This is a genomic window from Xenorhabdus japonica (genome assembly GCF_900115195.1).
GTDB lineage: Bacteria > Pseudomonadota > Gammaproteobacteria > Enterobacterales > Enterobacteriaceae > Xenorhabdus > Xenorhabdus japonica.
Genome location: NZ_FOVO01000001.1, coordinates 1 through 18,665, shown reverse-complemented (window position 1 = coordinate 18,665; position 18,665 = coordinate 1). Strand labels below are relative to the sequence as shown.

13 protein-coding genes, 2 tRNA genes, 1 rRNA gene and 1 pseudogene are annotated in these 18,665 nt (G+C 43.7%); 5 read left to right on the top strand and 12 right to left on the bottom strand.

All coding sequences use genetic code 11. The features are described 5' to 3' along the window. Positions 1-27: 27 nt before the first annotated feature. Positions 28-1,536, top strand: coding sequence for a guanosine-5'-triphosphate,3'-diphosphate diphosphatase (gene gppA, locus BM135_RS00080; protein WP_092516688.1), 1,509 nt, complete (start codon positions 28-30; stop codon positions 1,534-1,536). 63 nt (positions 1,537-1,599) lie between these two features. Here gppA and rep read toward each other — a convergent pair whose 3' ends face one another. Then, positions 1,600-3,630, bottom strand: a complete 2,031-nt coding sequence (rep, locus tag BM135_RS00075) for a DNA helicase Rep (RefSeq protein WP_092516686.1) — start codon at positions 3,628-3,630, stop codon at positions 1,600-1,602. A gap of 545 nt (positions 3,631-4,175) precedes the next feature. On the opposite strand from rep, the pseudogene BM135_RS00070 reads away from it, so the two are divergent. Next, a pseudogene (locus BM135_RS00070) lies at positions 4,176-5,292 on the top strand (class II histone deacetylase). 53 nt (positions 5,293-5,345) lie between these two features. Here BM135_RS00070 and ilvC read toward each other — a convergent pair. Next, the gene (gene ilvC / locus BM135_RS00065; RefSeq protein ID WP_092516684.1) at positions 5,346-6,839 is read right to left on the bottom strand and encodes a ketol-acid reductoisomerase; all 1,494 of its coding nucleotides are present in this window, start codon (positions 6,837-6,839) and stop codon (positions 5,346-5,348) included. A 156-nt stretch (positions 6,840-6,995) separates the two neighbouring features. Between ilvC and ilvY the strand changes: the two genes are divergently transcribed. Further along, complete coding sequence (ilvY, locus tag BM135_RS00060) at positions 6,996-7,877, top strand: HTH-type transcriptional activator IlvY (protein WP_092516682.1); 882 nt, start codon at positions 6,996-6,998, stop codon at positions 7,875-7,877. 174 nt (positions 7,878-8,051) lie between these two features. Here the strand turns inward: ilvY and ilvA are convergent, their stop codons facing one another. The 6 genes from ilvA to BM135_RS16450 form a co-directional block, all read right to left on the bottom strand. Further along, complete coding sequence (gene ilvA, locus BM135_RS00055; protein ID WP_092516680.1) at positions 8,052-9,599, bottom strand: threonine ammonia-lyase, biosynthetic; 1,548 nt, start codon at positions 9,597-9,599, stop codon at positions 8,052-8,054. A 2-nt stretch (positions 9,600-9,601) separates the two neighbouring features. Next, positions 9,602-11,452: a dihydroxy-acid dehydratase gene (gene ilvD, locus BM135_RS00050; protein WP_092516678.1), complete on the bottom strand. Its 1,851-nt coding sequence runs from the start codon at positions 11,450-11,452 to the stop codon at positions 9,602-9,604. Positions 11,453-11,552: 100 nt separating this feature from the next. Then, positions 11,553-12,482, bottom strand: a complete 930-nt coding sequence (locus BM135_RS00045) for a branched-chain amino acid transaminase (RefSeq protein ID WP_092516676.1) — start codon at positions 12,480-12,482, stop codon at positions 11,553-11,555. A 24-nt stretch (positions 12,483-12,506) separates the two neighbouring features. Beyond that, the gene (gene ilvM, locus BM135_RS00040) at positions 12,507-12,764 is read right to left on the bottom strand and encodes an acetolactate synthase 2 small subunit (protein ID WP_092516674.1); all 258 of its coding nucleotides are present in this window, start codon (positions 12,762-12,764) and stop codon (positions 12,507-12,509) included. Continuing rightward, entirely contained in the window at positions 12,761-14,407 is a 1,647-nt protein-coding gene (gene ilvG, locus BM135_RS00035) for an acetolactate synthase 2 catalytic subunit (RefSeq protein ID WP_092516673.1), read from the bottom strand. Before ilvG ends, ilvM begins: the two co-directional genes overlap by 4 nt. Positions 14,408-14,545: 138 nt before the next feature. Beyond that, the gene (locus BM135_RS16450) at positions 14,546-14,641 is read right to left on the bottom strand and encodes an IlvGEDA operon leader peptide (RefSeq protein WP_139204056.1); all 96 of its coding nucleotides are present in this window, start codon (positions 14,639-14,641) and stop codon (positions 14,546-14,548) included. A 622-nt stretch (positions 14,642-15,263) separates the two neighbouring features. On the opposite strand from BM135_RS16450, the gene BM135_RS00030 reads away from it, so the two are divergent. Then, a complete protein-coding gene (locus tag BM135_RS00030) occupies positions 15,264-16,790 on the top strand; it encodes a YifB family Mg chelatase-like AAA ATPase (RefSeq protein ID WP_092516671.1) in 1,527 nt (508 codons plus the stop codon). Positions 16,791-16,855: 65 nt separating this feature from the next. Here the strand turns inward: BM135_RS00030 and BM135_RS00025 are convergent, their stop codons facing one another. Then, complete coding sequence (locus BM135_RS00025; RefSeq protein ID WP_092516669.1) at positions 16,856-17,194, bottom strand: MaoP family protein; 339 nt, start codon at positions 17,192-17,194, stop codon at positions 16,856-16,858. 117 nt (positions 17,195-17,311) lie between these two features. Here BM135_RS00025 and hdfR point away from each other — a divergent pair, with 117 nt between their 5' ends. Continuing rightward, complete coding sequence (gene hdfR, locus BM135_RS00020) at positions 17,312-18,148, top strand: HTH-type transcriptional regulator HdfR (protein WP_092516667.1); 837 nt, start codon at positions 17,312-17,314, stop codon at positions 18,146-18,148. A gap of 206 nt (positions 18,149-18,354) precedes the next feature. On the opposite strand, the gene BM135_RS00015 is transcribed toward hdfR, so the two are convergent. From BM135_RS00015 to rrf, 3 genes are all read right to left on the bottom strand, one after another. Continuing rightward, positions 18,355-18,430: transfer RNA gene (locus tag BM135_RS00015), tRNA-Trp, on the bottom strand. Positions 18,431-18,438: 8 nt separating this feature from the next. Beyond that, positions 18,439-18,515: transfer RNA gene (locus BM135_RS00010), tRNA-Asp, on the bottom strand. A 56-nt stretch (positions 18,516-18,571) separates the two neighbouring features. Continuing rightward, a 5S ribosomal RNA gene (gene rrf / locus BM135_RS00005) occupies positions 18,572-18,665 on the bottom strand; the annotation flags it as partial.

The window sequence follows — 18,665 nt, the reverse complement described above, 5'->3', positions numbered from 1 at the left end:
GAAATAACACAAGCCGGAATAAATACTATGCTGAGTGCTTCTTCGCTTTATGCGGCTATCGATTTAGGCTCAAACAGTTTTCATATGCTGGTTGTCCGTGAAGTATCCGGCAGCATTCAAGTCGTCACCCGCATCAAACGCAAAGTCAGACTGGCTGCCGGATTGGATAAAAATAACCATTTATCACAACAGGCAATGGAACGGGGATGGCAATGTTTGCGCCTCTTTTCCGAATACTTGCAGGATATCCCTGCCACGCAGATCCGCGTTGTTGCTACAGCAACCTTGAGACTCGCAGAAAATTCGGATGAATTTGTCAGGAAAGCCTCAGAGATATTGGGCACCCCAATCAATGTGATCCGTGGTGAAGAAGAAGCTCAGTTAATTTATCAAGGTGTTGCTCACACTACCGGTGGGCCTGAAAATCGACTTGTCGTAGATATTGGCGGTGCCAGCACCGAATTGGTAACCGGTGTCGGAGCCAAAGCTAATCAGCTCCTTAGCCTTGAAATGGGCTGTGTCACCTGGCTGGAGCGTTATTTCAATGATCGCAGCCTGACAGAAGAAAACTTTGCCAACGCAGAAGCTGCCGCACATGATATTCTCAGCTCCGTTACGACTAAGCTGCTTGAGCAAGGCTGGAAAATTTGTGTGGGTGCTTCCGGTACAGTACAGGCCTTGCAGGAAATTATGATTGCTCAAGGTATGGATGAACTGATCACCCTTCCCAAGCTCCAGCAACTCAAACATCAGGCGATTGAGTGCGGCAAGTTGGAAGAGTTGGAAATTGATGGGCTGACACTGGAGCGGGCATTGGTTTTTCCAAGTGGATTAGCAATCTTAATTGCCATTTTTCAAGCATTGAATATCGAAAGCATGATATTGGCAGGTGGCGCGCTGCGTGAAGGTCTGGTTTATGGGATGTTGGATTTGCCGATTGAACAGGATATTCGAGCAAGAACCCTGCGCAATATTCAGCAACGTTTTCAACTGGATATTGAGCAAGCACAGCGTGTCAAACAGTTGGCTGAAAATTTTTGCCAACAAATTGCCAAGCCATGGAAATTGGACGAGCGCTGTCGTGAGTTGTTGAACAGTGCATGCTTGCTTCATGAAATAGGCCTGTTTATTGATTTTCGTCAGGGACCTGCACATTCTGCTTATTTAATCAGTCACTTGGATCTGCCTGGTTATACTCCGGCCCAAAAACGGCTGCTGACTACATTATTGAAAAATCAAAGCGGCCCAGTGGATTTAGCATCGCTCAGCCAGCAAAATGCCGTGCGACCGCTACAGGCGCAGCGGTTATGCCGCTTATTACGTCTGGCAATTATTTTCGCCAACCGCCGAAGGGATGACACGTTGCCAGCTTTGCGGTTACAGGTAGAAAATGAGACTCTCATTATCACCTTGCCCCATCAATGGCAGATGAAACACCCACTCAGAACTGAAGCATTACAGCAAGAAATGAAGTGGCAGAGTTATGTCCAATGGTTGTTGTTCTTTGAGGAACAAAATAACGCTCGTCTGGGCTGAAGTTTACTTTATTCCCTGCATTTATCTACAAATGCAGGGTTATCACATTGCTAATCGTACAACTTATTTATTACCGTTTTTCTGCCCGAGTCCCAAACGTGATTTAATGTCAGCAAGACGCGATTGCCCCTGTATCATCCTTTCTTCCGCACTAATCACTTGCTTTCCCTGCGGCCAGTGCAAATCATCCTGTGGCAATTCAAGCAAGAATCGGCTCGGTTCCGGACGAATAAGTTCACCAAACTGGCGACGTTCTTTGCTAAAAGTGAAAAAAAGTTCTCTCTGCGCACGGGTGATACCCACATAAGCCAAACGACGCTCTTCCTCAATGTTGTCTTCATCAATGCTGCTCTGATGTGGCAACAATCCTTCTTCCATGCCAACCAAGAAAACATAGGGAAACTCCAGCCCCTTGGAAGCGTGTAGTGTCATCAACTGAACCTGATCTAACTCTTCATCTTCCTCACCTCTCTCCAGCATGTCCCGCAATGTAAAACGCGCCACTACTTGGGAAAGGGTCATTGGTTCATTCAGGTCATCTCCCTCAAGCATTTCACTCATCCAAGTGAAGAGTTGATTGACGTTCTTCATTCTCATCTCAGCCGCTTTTGGGCTGGGAGAAGTTTCATATAACCAGCTTTCGTAATCCATGCTACGCAATAAGTCTCTTACTGCCAACAATGGCTCTCGTTCTGCCTGACGGGATATTTCGTCCATCCAGTGGGTAAAGCGCTGCAAGGCAGCCAGGCCACGTCCGCTTAAATACTGCTCTAGCCCAAGATCAAAACTGGCTTGATATAAACTCTTGTTACGCTGATTTGCCCACTCCCCCAATTTTTGGATCGTTACAGCACCGATTTCCCGCCGTGGTGTATTGACGATACGCAAAAACGCACTGTCATCCTCTGGATTGGTCAAAACACGCAAGTAAGAGAGCAAATCTTTAATTTCAGGCCGAGAAAAGAATGATGTTCCTCCCGAAATCCGGTAAGGAATACGGTTCTGCATCAACATTTTTTCGAAGATACGAGATTGGTGATTACCACGATATAAAATGGCGTAATTTTTATATTCCGTTTTATTGATAAAGTGGTGAGCGATCAACTCCCCCACCACCCGTTCCGTTTCATGATCTTCATTATTTGCTTCGATCACTCTGAGCGAATCACCATAAGCCAACTCTGAAAAGAGTTTTTTCTCAAAAACATGGGGATTGTTAGCTATCAGAATATTCGCCGCTTTCAATATCCGTCCTGATGAACGGTAATTCTGCTCCAGCTTAATCACATTCAACTGCGGGAAATCTTCTTTCAATAGGATCAAGTTCTGTGGGCGAGCACCACGCCATGAATAAATGGATTGATCGTCATCACCAACTACCGTAAAACGTACCCGACGACCAACCAACAGTTTCACAAGCTGATACTGGCTAGTGTTCGTATCCTGATATTCATCCACCAGCAAATAACGAATTTTATTCTGCCAGCGCTCCCTGACTTCTTCATCGCGCATTAACAGCAAAGTTGGTTTGGTAATCAGATCATCAAAATCGAGAACATTACAACTATTCAAATGCAAGTCATAACGATGGTAACATTCTGCGAACTGGTGTTCCTGCGCTGAACGGGCCATCCTCATCACCTGCTCTGGTGACATTAAATCATTCTTCCAGTTAGAAATGCTCGAAATCAGTTTTTGCAGTAGATCCTTATCTTCTTCCAACAAATCGGCTGTAAGATCTTTCAACAAAACCATCTGATCTTGGTCATCAAACAGTGAAAAATTGCTTTTCATTCCCAGCGATTTATATTCACGCTTAACGATCTCCAAACCCAAAGTATGGAAAGTCGAGATCATTAACCCTCGTGTTTCCTTACGGCCCAAGGTTTGGGCAACACGTTCTTTCATCTCACGTGCCGCTTTATTAGTAAAAGTGACTGCTGCAATATGGCGAGCCTGATAACCGCAAGCGCGGATCAGGTAGGCAATTTTATTGGTGATCACTCGGGTCTTGCCAGAGCCAGCACCCGCCAGAACCAGACAAGGTCCTGTTACAAATTCAACCGCTTGTTGTTGGCTTGGATTTAATCGCATACTGTTTCAAAAACTATATCAGGATAAAAGATCGGGGAACGAAATTGTAACAGAAAGCAAGGTTACAGGTGATTTTCTTTACGTTAGTGAATGATCACAAAAGAAATAAAAAAAACATCAATCATCGCTTTTAAAAAATGATGTGAAAACTATAGGACATTTTATTTTTCAGCGGATAAAGAAAATAGCAGAAAAAATGGAGTTATTACCAACATTCTTAATCCATAAATATATGAATACCTATCTTACGCTATTTTATATTATCGCCGAATAACATATCCATTTGTTATTCATAAAATTTTATTGAAACTCATTCGTTTTATTATTAATTTATGTAATAAATTACAAAATAATTTTTTTATTAAAAATTTAAATTACTCAGGCCAAATATATCAATATTGATTCTATTGTAATTGAAATACATAGGATCTATTTAACTACATTGATGTTATAACAATCAATTACTCTTACTGACATACAATCAATATGCCCAATAGATTTCAAATTGTAGTTTGAAAGATAAAGGGAATCGAAGAGGATGTAATATGTTACGTAAAACAGGCTTTTTCTTTGATGAACTCTGTTTCTGGCATATTTCTGGATTATCACATGTTCTGACATTTCCTGTTGGCGGATGGGTACAACCTCCCAACGGTGCAGGACATGCAGAATCACCGGAAACAAAACGCAGAATGAAAAGCTTAATGGATGTTTCGGGTTTAAGTCATTCATTGCAACTGCGTGGTGCTGAACCTCTTGATGATGCAACACTGAGGCTAGTTCATACCGAAGAGTATATACAGCGCTTTAAGTCCGTGAGTGATAATGGCGGAGGAATATTAGACTCAGAAGCGCCAATAGGACAAGGTAGCTATGAAATAGCCAAACTATCCGCCGGACTCACTTATGCCGCAGTAAAAGCGGTGTTACAAGGCGAGTTGGATAATGCCTACAGCCTTTCCCGTCCCCCCGGACACCACTGCCTGCCAGATCAAGCAATGGGATTCTGTTTCCTTGCCAATATTGCCCTCGCCATTGAGCACGCAAAAGAGCAGCTTGGGGTTGGTCGAGTCGCAGTCATTGACTGGGATGTTCACCACGGCAATGGAACCCAACATATCTTCTGGAAGCGTGATGATGTTCTGACTATTTCACTACATCAAGATGGCTGCTATCCCGAAGGCTATAGTGGCGAGGAAGACATCGGAGCTGGCAAAGGAGAAGGTTTCAATATCAATATCCCATTGATGGCAGGAGCTGGGCACAATAGTTATCTTTATGCTATGGATCAGGTTGTGCTCCCGGCATTGCAACGTTACCAACCAGAGTTGATCATCATTGCTTGCGGCTATGATACCAATGCGTTTGATCCTCTGGCACGAATGCAATTGCATAGTGACAGCTTCCGTGAAATGACCCGCAAGGTACAGCAAGCAGCCGATGAACTGTGCCATGGCAAATTAGTTATCGTTCACGAAGGGGGGGTATTCCGAAGCCTATGTACCTTTCTGTGGGTTAGCTGTCATGGAGGAATTAAGCGGTATACGCACTAAAGTCAACGATCCGGCACTGAACATGATCCAAGCACAGCAACCGAAAGAACGATTTGAAGCATTTCAGCGACAAGCTATCAATGAACTAAAACTGAAATTCGATTTGTAAGAATGAAAGAGCTGCCTGCCCGATAAAGTGACTTCGGGCAGGATAACATTGTATTAGCCACCAACTGCAATGCGTTTCATGTCCGTCATATAACCACGCAAAGTACGGCCGATAACTTCAATCGGATGGTTACGGATCGCTTCATTCACATCACGCAACTGCGCATTATCAATGCTACGATCTGCAACTGCTTTTCCTAAATCTCCTGCTTGCAGAGTCGCCATGAATTTCTCTTTCAACAGTGGAACTGCAACGTAAGAGAACAGATAGTTACCATATTCTGCCGTATCAGAAATGACCACGTTCATCTCATACAGACGCTTGCGAGCTATGGTATTCGCAATCAGCGGCAATTCATGTAGAGATTCGTAATAAGCAGATTCTTCAATAATACCGGTATCCACCATCGTTTCGAATGCCAACTCAACCCCAGCCTTGACCATTGCAATCATCAACACGCCTTGGTCAAAGTATTCCTGCTCGCTGATGTTACCGTTGTTGATGTTACCATTACAGTCTGGGTAATTCTCAAACGGTGTTTTGCCCGTCTCTTCACGCCAAGTCAGCAGGTTTTTATCGTCATTAGCCCAGTCAGCCATCATAATGGAAGAGAATTCACCAGAAATAATGTCATCCATATGTTTCTGGAACAACGGAGCCAAAATCACTTTCAATTGCTCAGAAAGAGCATAAGCACGTAGCTTCGCCGGATTAGAAAGACGATCCATCATCAGCGTAATACCGCCCTGCTTCAAGGCTTCGGTGATTGTTTCCCAACCAAACTGGATTAATTTTCCGGCATATCCCGGTTCTGTGCCATCGGCAACCAATTGGTCATAACACAACAGAGAACCAGCCTGTAACATGCCACATAAAATGGTTTGTTCTCCCATCAGGTCAGATTTAACTTCTGCCACGAAAGAAGATTCCAGCACGCCTGCCCGATGTCCCCCTGTTGCAGCGGCCCACGCTTTCGCGATCGCCATCCCTTCACCTTTTACATCATTTTCTGGATGTACAGCAATCAAGGTAGGTACACCGAATCCGCGCTTATACTCTTCGCGAACTTCCGTACCCGGGCACTTAGGGGCAACCATCACAACAGTAATATCTTTGCGTACCTGCTCACCCACTTCGACAATGTTGAAACCGTGGGAATAACCCAGCGCGGCGCCTTCTTTCATCAGGGGTTGAACCGCCTGAACCACCGCAGAGTGCTGCTTATCTGGCGTCAGGTTGATAACCAAATCGGCTTGTGGAATTAACTCTTCATAAGTGCCAACTTTGAAACCATTTTCGGTTGCCTTACGCCATGATGATCGTTTTTCATCAATCGCTTCTGTACGTAGCGCATAGGCAATATCTAAACCGGAGTCACGCATATTGAGACCTTGGTTTAGCCCTTGCGCACCACAGCCAACGATCACCACTTTTTTGCCTTTTAAATACCCTACTTCGTCAGCAAATTCTTCCCGCGCCATAAAACGGCATTTGCCTAACTGCGCCAATTGCTGGCGCAAATTCAACGTATCAAAATAATTAGCCATGGTGACTCCGATATAATTAGATGTGAAGTTGTTTGCATACAGACAATATATGACATGAAAGCCATTACTTAAATTGATATATTAACAAGATTACATTGCAGATAATGCAACAAACTTTCTCACGACAAAAAACCTCTAGGCAAAAGGCCTCAAACGATGGATCTACGTGATTTAAAACTATTTTTACACCTTGCGGAAAGTTGTCACTTTGGGCGCTCAGCCAAAGCCATGCACGTGAGTCCATCCACCCTTTCACGCCAAATCCAACGCCTTGAGGAATTATTGGGGCATCCGCTTTTTCTGCGAGATAACCGAACAGTAAAATTAACCTCCGCTGGTGAACAACTCAAACAATTTGCTCAACAAACTCTCCTGCAATATAAGCAGCTACAGCATTCATTAAATCATCAAAGTCCATCACTGACGGGAGAGTTACGTCTATTCTGTTCGGTCACAGCTGCATATAGCCATCTGCCACAAGTCTTAGATAAATTTCGAGCAGAACATCCTTTGGTAGAAATCAAGCTGACAACAGGAGATGCCGCTGATGCCGTTGATAAAGTTCAATCTGATGCAGCAGATTTGGGTATTGCAGGCAAGCCGGAAAAACTACCTGATAATGTCCGTTTTACCAAAATAGGTGAAGTCCCGCTGGTACTGATTGCTCCTTCACTGCCTTGCGCCGTAAGAACCCTCGCTACACAGAAATCCCCCGACTGGAATAGCATCCCATTTATTCTGCCCGAGCACGGCCCCTCCCGCAAACTCATTGAGCTTTGGTTCCGGCGGAATAAGATCCTGCACCCCGTAATTTACGCGACAGTTTCCGGTCATGAAGCGATTGTTTCCATGGTGGCACTAGGCTGCGGGATTGCGCTAATCCCTGCGGTTGTTGTCGAAAATAGCCCTGAACCTGTGCGCAACCGCATCTCACTACTGGAAAATATTTCATTGGTCGAGCCATTTGAATTGGGTGTTTGTGCGTTGAGTAAGCGCTTGAATGAACCATTAGTTAAAGCATTCTGGGAGCTTTTGTAGTTTGGAAATCGTTATATATCCTATGGATATAATAGGAAAAGTAGTGACAGAGAGAAGGTCAAAATCGTTACTTATTACAGAAAAATAATAGAATAAAAACAAAGAATAAAATCAGCAAAACACCTCTATATAATAAGAGGATATTTTGCTTTTTATTACTTTGCTATTTATTGCTTAAATCAAAAATAATTTAAATGAGGGATTATCGGTTTCATCATGATATTCATAGCCCAGCGCATCCAAATGGCGATCAAAACGCACTTCTGGCCCTGAAAGTTCAAAAGCAGCCAATACACGCCCATAATCCGTGCCGTGGCTACGGTAATGAAACAGAGTGATATTCCAATGTGTTCCCAGTGTCTGCAAAAATTTCAGTAAAGCCCCCGGAGATTCAGGAAAGGCAAAACTAAATAACCGCTCTTGCAATGGCTTGGATGGCCTGCCTCCGATCATGTAACGCACATGTAGTTTTGCTATTTCATCATCAGTAAAATCAGCAACTTGATGTCCCGATGATTTTAACTCTTCAATGATTTCACGACGCTCAGCATTTCCCCTGCTCAATCTGATACCAACAAAAATACAGGCTTGGTTTGGATCTGTTGCATCCGAATAACGATAACTGAATTCAGTCACGACGCGAGTACCCAGTATCTGGCAAAATTGCAAGAAACTCCCCTTTTGTTCAGGAATAGTCACCGCCAGCAAGGCTTCGCGTTGCTCCCCAAGCTCACAGCGTTCTGAAACGTAACGTAACCCATGAAAATTCACATTGGCACCAGAAAGAATATGCGCCAATCGCTCTCCCTGAATCTGATGTTGCTGGACATATTTCTTCAGTCCTGCCAGTGCCAGCGCACCAGAGGGTTCTGCAATCGCTCTGACATCTTCAAAGATATCTTTCATGGCGGCGCAGATAGCATCACTGTCCACTGTAATGACATCATCGACATATTGCTGGCACAAACGAAACGTTTCATCGCCAATGCGTTTGACTGCCACGCCTTCCGCAAATAATCCAACTATTGGCAAATCAACCGGATATCCGGCCTCCAGTGCTGCTTTCAAACAAGCAGAATCTTCGGCTTCCACGCCAATGACTTTCATTTCGGGTACAAGCTGTTTGATGAGAACGGCAACTCCCGCAATCAAGCCGCCGCCGCCAACGGGAACAAAAATACGATCAAGATGAACATCCTGCTGTAGCAGCTCCATCGCCAATGTAGCCTGACCTGCAATGACGACAGGATGGTCAAATGGTGGCACAAAAGTGTAACTGTGCTTTTTTGCCATTTCGATTGCTTTTTCTTTCGCTTCATCGAAATTAGCACCATGCAGCAAAACCTCTCCACCAAAATTGCGAACTGCATCGACTTTAATATCTGCTGTTGCTATCGGCATCACAATCGTCGCTTTTATGCCAACCTTACTGGCCGATAATGCAACACCTTGTGCATGGTTGCCTGCGGAAGCCGTAATCACGCCTTTGTTTTTTTGTTCTTCCGTCAAACCAGCAATCATCGCGTATGCACCACGCAATTTGAAACTATGCACCAACTGACGATCTTCTCGTTTAACCAAAATAGTATTGCCTAAACGAGCCGAGATTTTTTTCATTTCCTGTAAAGGAGTGACTTGAGCAACATCATAAACCGGCGCACTCAATGCGGCCTTGAGATATTCCGCCCCTTTGGGTTCAGTATTAAGAGGATAAACTGCCACAATCAGCTCCCCAGTTTGGTTTTATCACGCACTGCGCCTTTGTCAGCGCTGGTAGCCAAGGAAGCATAAGCTCGTAATGCAAAAGAAACCTGACGTTCACGGGACTTAGGTGTCCACGCCTTATCTCCGCGAGATAATTCAGACTGCGTACGTTCTGCAAGTTCGGTTTCAGTAACATTCAACTGAATTTTACGGTTTGGAATATCAATCTCAATGATATCGCCGTCATGAATCAGCCCAATCAAGCCTTCATTTGCCGCTTCTGGAGATACGTGACCAATGGATAACCCCGATGTTCCTCCTGAAAAACGTCCATCCGTAATCAATGCGCAACTTTTCCCCAACCCCATAGATTTTAAATACGTAGTGGGATAGAGCATTTCCTGCATACCTGGGCCACCTTTCGGCCCCTCATAGCGAATGACAACCACATCACCAGCCACGACTTTTCCACCAAGAATGGCTTCCACTGCATCTTCCTGACTCTCGTAAACTTTAGCTGAGCCCCGGAAAATCAGAATTTCTGCATCAACGCCTGCTGTTTTCACGATGCAGCCATCTATTGCAATGTTGCCAAATAAAACTGCCAGCCCACCATCCTGGCTGTAAGCATGGGCGCGCTCACGAATACATCCTGCTTCGCGATCAGTATCCAATGATGGCCAACGACAATTCTGTGAGAAAGCTTGTGTGGTGCGAATTCCTGCTGGCCCTGCTGAATACATGCTCTTAACACTTTCGTCCTCTGTCAGCATGATGTCGTACTGGGCCAACGTTTGTGGCAAATCCAAACCCAAAACGTTTTTCACATCGCGATGCAAAAGCCCTGCGCGATCAAGCTCACCAAGAATCCCCACCACACCACCAGCACGGTGTACATCTTCCATATGATATTTCTGGGTGCTCGGGGCAACTTTACACAAATGAGGCACTTGACGAGACAAACGATCAATATCCGCCATAGTGAAGTCAATTTCACCTTCTTGAGCAGCAGCCAGCAGATGCAGAACAGTGTTAGTCGAACCGCCCATCGCAATATCCAATGTCATGGCATTTTCGAAGGCCGCTTTGGTCGCAATATTACGCGGGAGAGCACTATCATCATTTTGTTCATAATAGCGTTTAGTCAGCTCAACAATGCGCTTACCAGCGTTAATAAACAGGGTCTTACGATCCACATGTGTAGCGAGCAGGGAACCATTACCCGGCTGAGAAAGCCCAAGAGCTTCCGTCAGACAATTCATCGAATTCGCCGTAAACATACCAGAGCAAGAACCACACGTCGGGCACGCCGAACGTTCGATTTGCTCGCTCTGTTCATCACTGACATTTGGATTGGCCCCCTGAATCATGGCATCGACCAAATCCAGTTTGATAATTTGCTCGGATAATCGGGTTTTGCCCGCCTCCATTGGGCCACCAGAAACAAAAATAACCGGAATATTCAAGCGTAGCGATGCCATCAACATTCCCGGAGTGATTTTGTCACAGTTGGAAATGCACACCATCGCATCAGCACAGTGAGCATTGACCATATATTCCACCGAGTCAGCTATTAGCTCACGCGAAGGCAATGAATAGAGCATTCCACCATGCCCCATTGCGATACCATCATCAACAGCGATAGTATTGAACTCTTTCGCAACACCCCCTGATGCCTCAATCTGTTCTGCCACCAGCTTGCCGAGATCACGCAGATGTACATGTCCTGGCACGAACTGTGTGAATGAGTTAACAACCGCAATAATCGGCTTTCCAAAATCTGCATCAGTCATACCCGTGGCTCGCCATAAAGCACGGGCTCCCGCCATATTGCGACCATGCGTCGTCGTGGCAGAACGATATTTAGGCATTGTTTTTACTCCCAAGTCTGTCTTATCAATTAGCTTTAATAATAATTAGCTTCAAAAATCAAAACAGGCGAGGAACGATCGCCTGTTGGTTTTATATTTTTTATTCGGGATTAACAGGATCCAACCAACCCCATTTATCTTCTGTCGTACCATCAAATAAGCCAAAGAACGCACTTTGGATTTTTTTGGTCATTGGGCCGCATTTGCCGATACCAACCTGAATACCATCTACGCTACGAACCGGAGTGATCTCCGCAGCAGTTCCTGTCATGAAGACTTCATCCGCTAAATAAAGCGATTCACGAGAAAGTACTTGTTCACGAACTTCCAGACCAAGATCTTGTGCCAGCTTGATAATGGCATCACGAGTGATTCCCGGCAGAGCAGATGAAGTAAATGGAGGAGTGAATAGAATTCCATCCTTCACTTCAAATAAGTTTTCACCTGCACCTTCTGAAATATAGCCATGAATATCCAGTGCAATACCTTCCTGATAACCATGACGTCGCGCTTCGCTTCCCACCAGCAAAGAAGAGAGGTAATTTCCACCCGCTTTTGCGCCTGTAGGGATCGTATTTGCGGCCACGCGATTCCATGAAGAAACCATAGCATCAATGCCCTGATCCAAGGCTTCCTCACCGAGATAAGCCCCCCACGGGAAAGCTGCAATAATAACGTCTGTTTTATAACCAGAAGGTGGGTTTACGCCCATTCCAACATTACCCACAAATACCAATGGACGAATGTAAGCACTGACTAATTTATTTTTACGGAGTGTTTCACGGCAAGCCTCCATCAATTCATCAACACTTTGGCTCACTGGAAAACGGTAAATTTTGGCTGAGTCATGCAAGCGCTGCATGTGTTCACGATGACGAAAAACAACCGGCCCTTTATGGGAGTCATAGCAACGAATTCCTTCAAATACTGAAGTCCCATAATGTAGGGCATGGGACATAACGTGAACGTTGGCATCTGCCCAAGGCACCATTTCCCCATTGAACCAAATATAATCAGCTTGCTTTGTCATTCTCAGTTTTCCTTCAATGGCGCACTATGCGCTTATCAATTGTGATTCTTTATGTTTGATCTCGACACCAGCAACATCCACCAATTTCATCAATTGGGAAAAAAGTAAATTAACTGGACGCTGACTAGTCACGGTGAGTTCAATATTTACATTATCACTATCTGTTGTATGATCCATATTCAATGCACATATCTGAAACCCGCGATGGCGGGTAACCCTCAGAATCCGTTCCAAAATCTCAGGACAAGACCGCGCCTTAATAGCAAGTTGATGCTGTATCATGATGATTTCTCCAACATAGTTTCGTTACTTGCACCCGGTGGAACCAGTGGCCAGACATTCTCTAATTCATCAATGGACACGTGTAATAAATACGCGCCCTCGCTGTTGAACAAAGCATCCAAGGCTTCATTCACTTGTGCTTTATCAGTAATTTTTTGCCCTGGAATACCAAAGGCCTGCGCCAACGTAAGGAAATCAGGATTATCAGTTAAAATCGTTTCGCTATAACGCTTGTCAAAAAACAGCTCTTGCCATTGACGAACCATGCCCAATCTCTGGTTATCCAATAAGATCAGTTTGACTGGCAATTGCTTACGTTTAATGGTGCCCAGCTCCTGAACATTCATCATGAAAGATCCATCGCCAGATATGCAGATAACCATATCTTCCGGGCGCGCCATCTGAGCACCAATCGCCGCTGGAATGCCGAATCCCATTGTGCCTAATCCACTTGATGTTATGAAATTCTCTGGCTGACTAAAAGTCATGTGCTGGGCAGCCCACATTTGATGCTGCCCGACATCGGTTGTGATAACGGTACTGGGCGAGGTACGGTCAGAAATCTGCTTCAACAGCAGCGGAGCATAAATACTTTCACCTTGATAATCATAACGACATGCATGTTCACTTTTTAATTGTTTGATTTCTTGCTGCCAGGCTTGGATCGATAAGGATTGCTGTAAATAAGGCAACAGAGTTTTTAAATCACCCAATAATGAAACGTGAGTTTGGCGTAATTTATTGAATTCAACGGGGTCAATATCCAAATGAATAACTTTGGCATTAGGTGCAAAGGTATTCAGCTTTCCGGTAACACGGTCATCAAAACGCGCACCAGCAGCAATTAACAAATCACAGGATTGAACGGCAAGATTAGCTGCTTTAGCGCCATGCATCCCTAACATTCCTAAATAACATTCATGTTCAAAATCAGCCGCTCCCAAACCTTTCAATGTGGAAACAACGGGGATACCTGTTTCTGATACAAAATTACGTAATTCAGGAACAGCGCCAGACATGCCAACTCCTCCCCCCACGTACAGAATAGGTTTCCGGGATGAAGTCAACAATTGACAAGCCAACTCCAGCTCTTGTTTTGGGAGAGAAAATTTAGAGGGTGTAGGTATAAAATAGGGTGCAAAATGACCTTGGGCTAACTGAATATCTTTTGGTAAATCAACCAGGACAGGGCCAGGACGACCACTCATGGCAATAGTAAAGGCATCGGCGATGATTTGAGGTAGTTTTTCCAGTGAATCAACAAGAAAGCTGTGTTTTGTACAAGAAAGAGACATTCCCAGCATATCAATTTCCTGAAAGGCATCTGTCCCCATAAATTCAGAATTCACCTGACCGGTAATGGCTACGACAGGAACAGAATCCAATAATGCATCAGCCAATCCCGTGATTAAGTTTGTCGCTCCAGGCCCTGATGTCGCAATGCAAACGCCTGGCTTACCACTTGCCCTAGCGTAGCCGATTGCAGCCATAACGGCACCTTGTTCATGGCGGCACAGGATATGTTCAACACCCCCGTCATACAGCGCATCATAAACTGGCATGATGGCTCCACCAGGATAACCAAAAACTTTTTCAACGCCTTGTGTTCGTAATGCCTCTACAACCGATTGTGCCCCGTTCATTGCCGTCACCCCTGTTATATTTATCTTATCGTTGGCTGTTGTAATGTTTTGTTATGCCCGTTTCTACGTGCCGAGCCTAAAAAAACCCCCGCGCCTTTCGGTGCGGGGGTTTTTTTAGGAATCTGGCTATTCTTCTGTCTAAGCCATTCTTCGTCCTAGTGCAGCCCCGCACGGTGGGATAATCACCACCACGCTCACAATAATTAGGCTAATCACTAGGACAAATGCGTTCATAATTCTATTCGTTTTCAACTCGTATGCTTGACGTATATTTAAGAGTTATCATTTTATATGACTGTTTACAACGATTATTTTTATTTTTTCATAACAAAATTATTTATATTTATATTTATATTTATATTTATATTTTTCATTTAGATAACTTAATAAACAGATAAATTCACTAGAATTTACTCATTTTTAGCTTAGAAAAAATCACCATCTGTTTGTTTAATAAAAGAATTAATAAATAAAACAATAAAAATATGAGCTAATCATCTATATCTATATGATTTGGAAAAAATACGACCCAAACCAACTTTGTTGATTCGTGGTTACTATCATTGACAAAATACAGATTTAAGATTTATTAAATTAATTTTATATATTTTATTTGGTTATAATTTTCAAAAGACATCACTCATTACCACTCGATTTCTTTATCATAAGAGCTTCCGCCTGTTAGATTATTCATATATAACATTATGTTATTATTAAAATTCAAACGACTGAATAATTTTCAGTATGGCTATGAAAGATAAATATATTTACGAACCTTTTCACAAAATAACGCAAGGCGACTTTTTATTATTTTTTATCGATTCATGATAGCAGCTTTCTTGCTAAGGAGAGCATCATGACACTTGCCGTCATTCATACACGGGCAACAATTGGTATTGATTCCCCTATCGTCACGATAGAGGCACATATCAGTAATGGCTTACCTGGCCTCACTCTTGTTGGTTTACCTGAAACTACCGTTAAGGAAGCCAGAGATCGTGTCCGAAGTGCTCTAATCAATAGTGGTTTTACCTATCCTCCCAAAAGAATTACCGTCAATTTAGCACCTGCGGATCTCCCCAAAGAAGGGGGGAGATATGACTTACCCATCGCTATCGCGATTTTAGCTGCATCTGAGCAAATCACGACAAATAAGCTACATGATTATGAGTTTTTAGGTGAGTTAGCACTCTCTGGTGAAATACGGCGAGTCATGGGAGCCATTCCCGCCGCATTGAGTGCAAAAAAAGCAGGAAGGCAACTAATCCTCTCCTCAGAAAACCAGGTTGAATTGGCTATTTTGTCTCAGAACGAAACGTTGATAGCAAACCATTTACTTCAAGTCTGTCATTTCTTACAAGGAGAAAAAACGGCTTTATCCTCCCCTTCTCCTGTTGAACCACAAGCCGAGTCATCTGTTTTGGATATACAGGATATTATTGGGCAGGAGCAAGCCAAGCGAGCGTTGGAGATCACAGCCGCTGGCGGCCATAATCTTCTGCTACTCGGTCCCCCAGGCACAGGCAAAACCATGCTTGCTAGCCGATTATGCAGCTTATTGCCCCCATTGACTCATCAGGAGGCTCTGGATGTCGCTGCAATTAATAGCTTAGCCGGAGGGTTGGTCAATTATCAAAAATGGCACACACGCCCATTTAGAGCTCCTCACCATAGTTCCTCAATGGCAGCTCTTGTTGGCGGAGGTTCAATACCTAAGCCAGGAGAAATCTCTCTTGCCCACAACGGCGTTTTATTTCTAGACGAATTACCCGAATTTAACCGCAGTGTTCTTGATGCCCTACGTGAACCATTAGAATCTGGAGAAATAATAATATCCCGCGCTAGAGCAAAGGTCTGTTTTCCTGCTCAAGTTCAACTGATTGCAGCCATGAACCCTAGCCCAACCGGCTATCATCAAGGGATGCATAACCGAAGTAGTCCACAACAAGTATTGCGCTACCTTTCCAAACTTTCAGGCCCTTTTTTAGATCGCTTTGATCTCTCGATTGAAGTTCCCCTGCTTCCTCCTGGCATGTTAAGTCAATCATCAACAAAACATGGAGAACGTAGTCCGGAAGTCAAAAAACGAGTAGTAAGAGCAAGAAAAATACAAATAGAGCGGTGTGGACATATCAATGCCCATCTCAGTAGCAAACAAACCGAAAATATTTGCAAAATTAGTATGGAAAATGCCGTTTTTCTGGAAAATACATTATTGAAATTAGGGCTATCTATACGTGCCTGGCACAGAATACTCAGAGTTTCCCGCACAATCGCAGACTTAAAAGAACAAAAAAAAATAGAAAAACCAGATATTATGGAAGCACTCAGCTACCGAAGTATGGATAGGCTACTTATTCAATTACAGAAACAAGCTGAATAGGCTATAGATTAAGAAAAGGGGCAATTTTTGCCCCTCTGCATAGATCATTAATATCAATGATGGTATTAATCATCAGAGTCGGTATAGTCCTCTGCAGAATCAATCTGCGGTTTTCCACCTGAAAGAGTATGAAAACGTTTTGGACGGCTAATTTTTACCAAATACTTAGCCCATACCTTTTCCTCTAGCGTTGCAGGTGCACGCTCACCACGGCAAACTGAAACAAACAGTTTTTCTTCTTCTGTTTGAGGCTCACGTTTACCAAGGTCCAATTCATTGAACGCATGACCATAACGTTCTAGCAATTGAGCCTCTTTGATGGTGAAATCACCATGACGGGAAAATCCACGTGGATAATTTTTATTATCAAAAAAACGATTAGTCGTGATGAAGCTTTCAGCCATCTGACACACTCCTAACTCTAATGTCATACTAATTTATGGCGCGGAGTATTAGGTAGGCTTGACATTCTGTAAAACAAAATATTTAAATCTTAACGACAAAAACTATTGGAGATGCATGTGGACACTGAATTACTGAAAACCTTCTTGGAAGTCAGTAAGACTCGTCACTTTGGTCGGGCAGCTGAATCGCTTTATTTAACACAATCCGCCGTTAGCTTTCGGATCCGCCAACTAGAAAATCAGCTTGGAACCAATTTATTCACACGACATCGCAATAATATCCGCCTAACTACAGCCGGAGAACGCTTGGTACCCTATGCAGAATCACTAATGAGTACTTGGCAATTGGCGAAGAAAGAAATCAATTACGTCGCCCAGCACATAAAACTTTCTATTGGTGCTACAGCATCTCTGTGGGAAAGTTATCTCACATCCTGGCTAAATACATTTTATCAACTCCATCAAAAAACAAGAATCGAGTCTCTAGTTTCGACACGCCAGTCGTTAGTCAAGCAATTGCATTCTCGTGAATTAGATCTGTTAATTACCACTGAATTGCCCAAAATGGATGAATTTCAAAGCCAGTTGATAGGTAATATCCAGCTTGTTTTGTTAACAACCCAGCATAATCTTGATAAAGGAGTAGAAAATTATATTAAATTGGAATGGGGAGCTGATTTTCATCAGCAAGAACAACAAATCTTAAAGAGCGACCATCCACCTATCATTACAACCACATCAGCACATATTGCCAAAGAATTATTGGATAGTGTTAACGCTACAACCTTCCTTCCTGTACACTGGCAAGAGAAATATCCTGAACTCGTTGCCTCTCCTAATAGTAAGTTAATAGAACGTCCATTGTATGCTGTATGGCTGCAAAACAGTGACCAACAATCCCTAATCCAGCACTTATTAAAAATACCTGTCGAAAAAGCGCCTATAATTGCCTAAAAGTTAGCCTTTTATAGTAAATAAGGTAAGAGATTGTGATACAGCGCGCGAAGGAGTAGCGCTACAAATAGAATAGAATTAAAAGCGCTCCGAAATTAAAACTACATGTTAGAGCCACGTAAAAAATGATAAACAAGAAAAAACCCAGCTAAAATTAGCTGGGCTATTAATCTGAAAGCTATATCAATTATTACTTAGTTGTTAACTGGCAGGGGCGGAGAGACTCGAACTCCCAACACCCGGTTTTGGAGACCGGTGCTCTACCAATTGAACTACGCCCCTAAATACGGTGGCGGTGCGGACGGGACTCGAACCCGCGACCCCCGGCGTGACAGGCCGGTATTCTAACCAACTGAACTACCGCACCACCGAATTTCTTTAGCCCGGCTGCCTTTTGTGCCGGCAGCCGGTGTTTAATTGACTGTCTGGCAGTGTCCTACTCTCACATGGGGAGGCCCCACACTACCATCGGCGCTACGGTGTTTCACTGCTGAGTTCGGCATGGGGTCAGGTGGGA